Origin of the sequence: Aurantimonas sp. C2-5-R2, assembly GCF_036549495.1 — a bacterium.
In the GTDB taxonomy this organism is placed as follows: domain Bacteria; phylum Pseudomonadota; class Alphaproteobacteria; order Rhizobiales; family Rhizobiaceae; genus Aurantimonas; species Aurantimonas coralicida_A.
Genome location: NZ_JAZHLJ010000126.1, coordinates 1 through 7,081 on the forward strand (window position 1 = coordinate 1; position 7,081 = coordinate 7,081).

Below are 7,081 nucleotides of genomic sequence, written 5' to 3' on the forward strand. Positions count from 1 at the left end.
TCTGGGGCATTACCATGTCGATACGTTACCTGCGCCCTCAAGGGTAAATTCCCGGGTGGTCGATGTCTCATCGTCATTGGCACGGAGGGATTTGTCCTGCGTCTTCGGCGAGATGACCGGGCCACCAGAGGAAGTGGCTTCCAGGACCGTCAGTCCCTTGGTCGCGGCCAGCTTCGTGTAGTTTGAAGGCAGGCGTTGCAGGGCGTCACGAAGGGAAATTACGTCGGCCGTATCAAGGGCACGAACCAGCTTCTCGCCCCCGATGATGCCGACGGCGATCGAGCACACTCGTAGCTGATCAGCCGCCGTCTTCGGCACCCATGTCTTGCCCGCGTGCTGATGACAGTATCGCTCGGTTGCCGTCGACAAGGTCAAGGCATGTGGATCATATTCCGCCGGCTCTCCCGGTAAGGGCGGAAGACCAGTCGGGGCCATGCCGGCAAACATGGGGTCTCGTGGGGCCGTGGCAGGGTAGTCACCCTCCAACATCGCACGGAGGATGCGGACGTTCTCGATGTGGGCTCGAAGCACGCCGTTGAGGGCAAGTTTGGTCGCGTCGCTATCGACCGTCCCCCTCAGCCTCGCAGCCGTCAGCACATCCTCGGCGGCCGATCTGATGGTGTCATTAAACTCCTGCCTGGCTAGGCGCTGGCGCTGGGCTTTTTCGTCATCGGCTAAAAGCTGGCGCTCCCTCGTCAGGTCGATCAGCGGGTCCGTCGGGAGCAAATGCGCGTGCTCCAGCGCCTTGTTCAGGCATGTCTGGAAGTGATCCCGTAGAGCGCTCTGCACGGTTTCGAACGATGGTGCCGGCATATGCGTAAGGTCCTCGAAGTAGACGTCCATGGCGTTCGACAGCCACCGGCCACGAACCTTCGCCGTTAGGGGGTCCGATGTTCGAAGAGAAACCTTAATCTCCCATTGCTTGATGATCGAGCGCAGACGAGCCGGCACCGCCATACGGAAATAGAACACATCGCCGCGTCGCGTGACGCGCTTTAACGAACGGGGCATGATCAACCGTCTGGACCAGGTTTCTGTACCAGGGTCTACGGCTACCAACGGCGATGGCTGAAATACTCTATCCGCGTCAATGACTTATGCGGATTGTGGCGGAGAGAGAGTCCGCCAGACAGTTTCAGTAGTCTATATATTTCAATTACTTAGCACCTGTTCGCGCTGCAATTTGTGCAGCAAGATGCGCAGCNTATCCGCGTCAATGACTTATGCGGATTGTGGCGGAGAGAGAGTCCGCCAGACAGTTTCAGTAGTCTATATATTTCAATTACTTAGCACCTGTTCGCGCTGCAATTTGTGCAGCAAGATGCGCAGCAAATTCCTCACAGCCCACAATTCCACAACGAGAAACGCCGCTCCGGGGACGAACCGGAGCGGCGCTATAGCCGAGCCTTACAGGGGCAAATGCAACAGAGGAGATGAACTCCCATGAAGCACCATCACGGAGCACCGCAATGACCGCCCATGCTTACCAAAATTCTTCAGCAAATACAACGCATTTGCACGTTCGGACGCTCGACGATTTGAACGATGAACGGCAGTGGGTTTCGTGGAAAACGGAGCTTCGCGAAGGAAAGCCGACCAAGGTTCCCTACAGCCCCGCGACCGGCCGCCGGGCGAAGTCCGATGACCCGTCGACATGGGCGACGCGCGCGGCCGCCATGCGCTACGCGTCCAAGATCAAGGGCAGCATCGGCGTCATGCTGGGCGATCTTGGCAACGGCTTCCACCTTTGCGGCGTGGACCTCGACTCCTGTCTTGACGGCGACGCGCTGGCAGGCTGGGCCGAAGAGGTCGTCTATCTTTTCAGCACATATGCCGAGATCAGCCCCAGCGGCAAAGGCGTCAAGCTCTTCTTCCTCGTGCGCGACGCGGACCGGGAGTCGATGGGGCCGAAACACCGCATCGCCTTCAACAAGGGCGAGCATTGCGAGATGGCGCTCGATCTTGGCGGCCGCTACTACGCCGTCACGGCCGAGGCGCTGGACGATCTTGTCGGCGTGCGGCATCTCCGCGTTGTCGGGCTCGACGACATTCGCTGGCTGGTTCATGTCGCCGGTCCGGCCTTCGCCGGACGGAAGCAGGACGAGTCGGGCAGCGGCGTCCTTTACCGCCTCGCCCGGAAGATCAAGTTGAGCGGCGGCACGAAGGAAGACTTCATCGCCGCTATCGAGGAAGAGCCGGACGCGGCCGCCCATGTGGCGAAGGAAGGCGAGCGGGCGATTGATCGCGCATGGGAACGCGCGCCGTCTCCCCGTTTCGACGACCCGGACGTGATGGCGGACATTGACGATCTGGTCGGCACGCCTCCGGCCGATGCGATCACGACGCGCGTCAATGAGCGGTTCGCGCTCGCCCGCCATGCCGGGCGCACGCTGGTCGTCGAGTTCCATCGTGACGGCTTCCACCTTGGGGGAGTCGACGACTTGCACACGCTCTTCGCCAACGACCTTGTGCCGACGCCCGACGGCAAGCGGATGGAACCGGCGTCGCGCCATTGGCTTCGCGACCCGCGCCGTCGCCAGTTCTCCGAAATCGTTTTCGACCCGACCGGCCGCGCATCGCGCACGGCGCTCAATCTGTGGACGGGCTGGGCCGTCGAGCCGGACCCGGACGCTTCTTGCGACCTGATCCTCGCCCATATCCGCGACGTGCTCGCCAACGGCGATCGTGCCCATGCCCGCTATATCATCGGATGGCTGGCGGACATGGTGCAAAATGCCGGCCGCAAGCCCGGCGTGGCGCTGGTCTTCAAGGGCGGCAAGGGCGCTGGCAAAGACACCCTGGCGGTCGCGCTCCGGCGGATCGTCGGCAAGCGGCACGTCGCGCACGTCAACCGCGCGGACGCGCTCACCCAACGTTTCAACGCGCCGTTCGCCACGGCGATCCTGGGCCATGTGGAAGAGGCGTTCTGGTCCGGTGCGCACGACAAAAAAGGGACGCTGCAATCGCTGATCACGTCGGAGACGCTTCCGATTGAGCGGAAGGGTATCGACACGGTGACGGTCGATTCCTTCCTTCGCCTGATCATGACCACGAACGAAGCATGGGCCGTCCCGGCGTCGAATGATGAGCGGCGCTATGCCGTGTTCGACGTGAGCGACTCCCGCATCCGCGACGACGACTATTTCACGGCGCTCTATGCCGAGATCGAAGGTGACGGCCCGGCCGGATTCCTGGCCCATTTGCTCGACGTGGACCTGTCCGACTTCAACGTTCGCGACGTGCCGCAGACCAGCGCTCTTCGCGACCAGAAAATCAACACCCTTCGCGGCGTCGAGCGCTGGTGGTTCGAGTTCCTGCACAAGGGCGACATCGGCGACTTCGATGATTGGGAAGAGACCGTCACGGCGAACCGCGACTACATTCGGGGCCGATACGAATCCTTCATCCGGGAAAACCGCCACCAGGGCGACGCGGTGAACTCGACACAGTTCGGCAGGGAGTTGCGGAAGATGCTTCCCAGCTTGAGCGAAACTCGCCCCCGAGCTGAAGGCGGACAGCGCCCGCGCTTCTACGTCTTCCCGCCCTTGGACCAGTGCCGTGCCGAGTTCGTCGAGTGGCTGGGCGCGCCCGTCGATTGGGGGGATGACGAATGATCCAACTGGTCCAATCGACAGGTGAAGAGGGCGGCTTCAGTTGGACCGGGATTTGTCAGCGAAATCCGTTGGTTAATCCTTCTGGTCCAGATGGTCCAAACAGTCCAACTGATTTTACAGTTCTATGGCAATCGACCATGACGACTGATCGTTACGGCGCGACTCGTGCAGTTCCTAGGGGAATTGCACGAAATCAGTCGGTCCAGTTGGGTCAGTCGGACCAGCCAATGAAATCAATGGCTTGCGAAGCCGGTCAGTTGGTCCGCCGTGCGGACCACCCGGACCACCCCCATGCTGGGAGGGAACGGGTCCTTCCCCGGTGGCGGCCGTCGGGGGGAGCGCGGAGCCCCGGCTTTTCGATCTGTGAGGAAAATTTGGAATTTGGAATCCTAAAATGACCGTGGAAGCTGACATCGCCAAACTGGTAGGCGACCCCCGTGCTGTGGGTAAGCAACCAATCACCACGGACGAATTGGCGGACCTTCTCGACCTGTCCGTCAACCGTGTGCTGGGGCTCGCCCGCGCCGGTCACATTCCCCGTGTGAGCGCTGGACGCTTCGAACGCCGCGCTGCCGTGCGGGCGTATTGCTCCTACGTCCGCAAAAACCCCGTGGGCCGTGGCACTTCGAATCCCGCCTGGACGGAGGCGAAGACCCGCGCCGCTGAAGCGCAAGCGGAGAAGCTGGAAACCGCCAACGCCATCGCCCGCCGTGAGCTAATTCCGGCGGTGGAAGTCGAGCGCGAGTGGTCCGCCATCCTCCGGGACGTGCGCTCCGGCCTGTTGGCGTTGCCGAGCCGACTCCAGCAACGACTCGGCCACCTGACCACGCACGACATCACCACAATCGATCGCGAAATCCGCGACGCCCTTGCGGAGATCGCCAATGAATAGCGCCGTCATCGAGACCCGCCGTCGCGCACTCCGGGCGCTGGTCCCCCCGCCCCGCCTGCACCTGTCCGAATGGATCGAGACGCATATGCGCCTGCCCGAAGGTGTGTCGGCGCTGCCCGGCCGCGTGACACTGTGGCCGTATCAACGCGAGATCGCGGACGCCATCTCCGATCCGGAGTTGGAACGGGTGACGTTGGTAAAGCCGGTCCGCGTCGGCTTCACCACGCTTCTGACCGGCGCGCTCGCCTCCTATGTCGCCAATGAACCGTCGCCGATCCTGGCGCTGTTGCCGACAGAGGCGGATGCCCGCGATTACGTGGTCAGCGATCTTGAACCGATCTTCGACGCGACTCCGGCGCTCCGGGGCCTCTTGTCCGCCGAATCCGACGAGACCGGCCGCAATACGCTACTCTCGCGGCGCTTCGCTGGCGGGTCGCTGAAGATCGTCGCGGCGAAATCGCCCCGCAACCTTCGGCGGCACAACGTTCGCGTGCTCCTTATTGATGAAGCAGACGCAATGGAGGCGGGCGCGGAAGGCTCGCCAATCACGCTTGCCGAGCGTCGCACGCTGTCCTTCGCCAACCGCAAGATCATCCTTGGATCAACTCCGATCATGGAAGAGACATCGAATGTCTTGCGATCTTACGCGCGGTCGGACATGCGCATCTTCGAGGTGCCATGCCCGGAATGCGGCGCGTTCGGGGAACTTCAATGGTCTCATATCGAATGGCAACCGGGCGAGCCGGAGACGGCCGCCTTCCGCTGCCCTCATTGCGAGGCACTGGTCCAAGAGCGCCATAAGGCGGGCATGGTCGAGAACGGCCGCTGGCGGGCGACCGCCCCGCATGTCGTCGGCCATGCCGGTTTCCGCCTCAACGCGCTGGTCTCGACGCTGGCAAACGCCTCTTGGGGCAAGCTGGCGGCCGAGTTCGTCGAGGCGAAGAAGAGCCCCGACACGCTTCAGGTCTTCGTCAACACCATCCTCGCCCAAGGCTGGCGCGAGGCGGCCGAAGAGATCGACGAAGCCGCGCTCGCCGCCCGTGCGGAGTCGTTCGGGCTCGACGCCATTCCGCCGGACGTGCTGGTCATCACAGCGGGCGTGGACGTGCAGCGGGACCGGCTAGAAATCGTCTTCCTCGGCTGGTCGCGAGATGAGATTTTCGTGCTGGGGCAAAGTGTCATTTACGGCGACCCGGCCGGCGACGACGTGTGGTCCGAACTCGACGACGCCTTGCGCACCGTTTGGAAGCACCCGAAGGGCGGTATCCTGCGCGTGGACGCGGCCGGAGTCGACGCGGGCGACGGTGAGACCATGGACCGGGTTGTCGGCTACTGTCGGGCTCGCATGGCGAGGCGTATATACGCATTGAAGGGGGCGACCGGAAACCGCCCCGCGATCCGCGCTTCCGACACCAAAGGCACGAAGCTTTTCATCGTCGGCGTGGACGGCTTGAAGGGGCAACTTGCCAGCCGCTTGACGCGCGGCCGCACGGTTCGCTTTTCCGACCGCCTTGAGGGACGTTTCTATGAGGAACTGGCGAGCGAGCGGTTGATCGTGCGCTACATACGAGGCGCGCCGGCGCGCCTCTGGGAGCGGATTCCCGGCCGTCGCGCGGAGTCACTCGATTGCGTCATTTATGGCATGGCCGTCCGCAATCTGGTCACGGCCAATCTGGATCGGCGCGAAGAGGAAGTCGCCAGCGCAACCATGCCCAAGAAAGCCCCGGCTGTGGTAAAGTCCGCGTGGCTGAATCGGTAAGGAAGAAGCATGAATAACCGTCCGGTCCCGGAGTGGTTCAAGATGACGGATCGGGCGACATCGGAAACGATGAAGCGCATTGCCGATTCTGTGCAAGAACCCAATTTACCGATTCAGGTGAAGTTCCTGCCGATACAAGCGCACTGGTTTATCCTCGACTCCCTGTCGCTCGCAAATCAGGCGAACCGCGAAGGGATGCACGCCAACGCCCTCGCACTCACGCGCCAATGCTTGGAAGCGATTTCCGTGGTCGAGCTAGGTCTATCGACGCACCCGGATGCGGCCCACGTTCTTCTGAAATGGGATCGGGACAAGATCAGCCCCGGAGAATTGCGCCGTTGGCTTAGCGCCAACGTTTGGCCGTCCTACGGCTCCGGCATTTGGACTGAATCTTGGTCCGACTACATGGCGCATCTCACGCGGGCTATTCAGCCTTACGCGCACTACACGTCTCACCTTGCGCAATGGCAAGCGCACCTCTTGGGGCAACCTGATCCGAGTGAGCCGGAAACGATGTATGTCCGTTTCGCCCCCCGCGCCTATGATCCTCAGAAGGCAACGCGCATCACGCTGTTTCACGCAATCCTAACCTATACGCTTGGGCGCATTTGGGTTGTCGGAAGAAACGACCCGGAATTTTCGGCCATGATCAATCGGCTGGGGAAGGCGTTGGGAAAGTCGAAATACCTCGACGGCCACGAAACCAACTGGGAACAGCAGTTTTGGGGAGGCTTATCCCGTTGTCCCAGGTGCCACCATATCTAGCAACTGCCCTGTCTCTGACGCCTGATTTTGGTCGTCGGTCTGGGCTCTGCG

The 7,081-nt window shown here is 62.1% G+C and carries 5 protein-coding genes; 4 read left to right on the forward strand and 1 reads right to left on the reverse strand.

What is annotated here, in order from left to right; all coding sequences use genetic code 11:
* Positions 1-9 precede the first annotated feature (9 nt).
* Positions 10-1,011: a DUF6538 domain-containing protein gene (locus VQ044_RS23250; protein WP_327649948.1), complete on the reverse strand. Its 1,002-nt coding sequence runs from the start codon at positions 1,009-1,011 to the stop codon at positions 10-12.
* A gap of 527 nt (positions 1,012-1,538) precedes the next feature.
* Between VQ044_RS23250 and VQ044_RS23255 the strand changes: the two genes are divergently transcribed.
* The 4 genes from VQ044_RS23255 (at position 1,539) to VQ044_RS23270 (ending at position 7,030) form a co-directional block, all read left to right on the forward strand.
* The gene (locus VQ044_RS23255) at positions 1,539-3,614 is read left to right on the forward strand and encodes a DUF5906 domain-containing protein (protein ID WP_327649946.1); all 2,076 of its coding nucleotides are present in this window, start codon (positions 1,539-1,541) and stop codon (positions 3,612-3,614) included.
* 394 nt (positions 3,615-4,008) lie between these two features.
* On the forward strand, positions 4,009-4,506 hold the full coding sequence (locus VQ044_RS23260) for a hypothetical protein (protein WP_327649944.1): 498 nt from the start codon (positions 4,009-4,011) through the stop codon (positions 4,504-4,506).
* Positions 4,499-6,265, forward strand: coding sequence for a phage terminase large subunit family protein (locus VQ044_RS23265; protein ID WP_331827799.1), 1,767 nt, complete (start codon positions 4,499-4,501; stop codon positions 6,263-6,265). Before VQ044_RS23260 ends, VQ044_RS23265 begins: the two co-directional genes overlap by 8 nt.
* A gap of 9 nt (positions 6,266-6,274) precedes the next feature.
* A complete protein-coding gene (locus tag VQ044_RS23270) occupies positions 6,275-7,030 on the forward strand; it encodes a hypothetical protein (RefSeq protein ID WP_327649939.1) in 756 nt (251 codons plus the stop codon).
* Positions 7,031-7,081 lie beyond the last annotated feature (51 nt).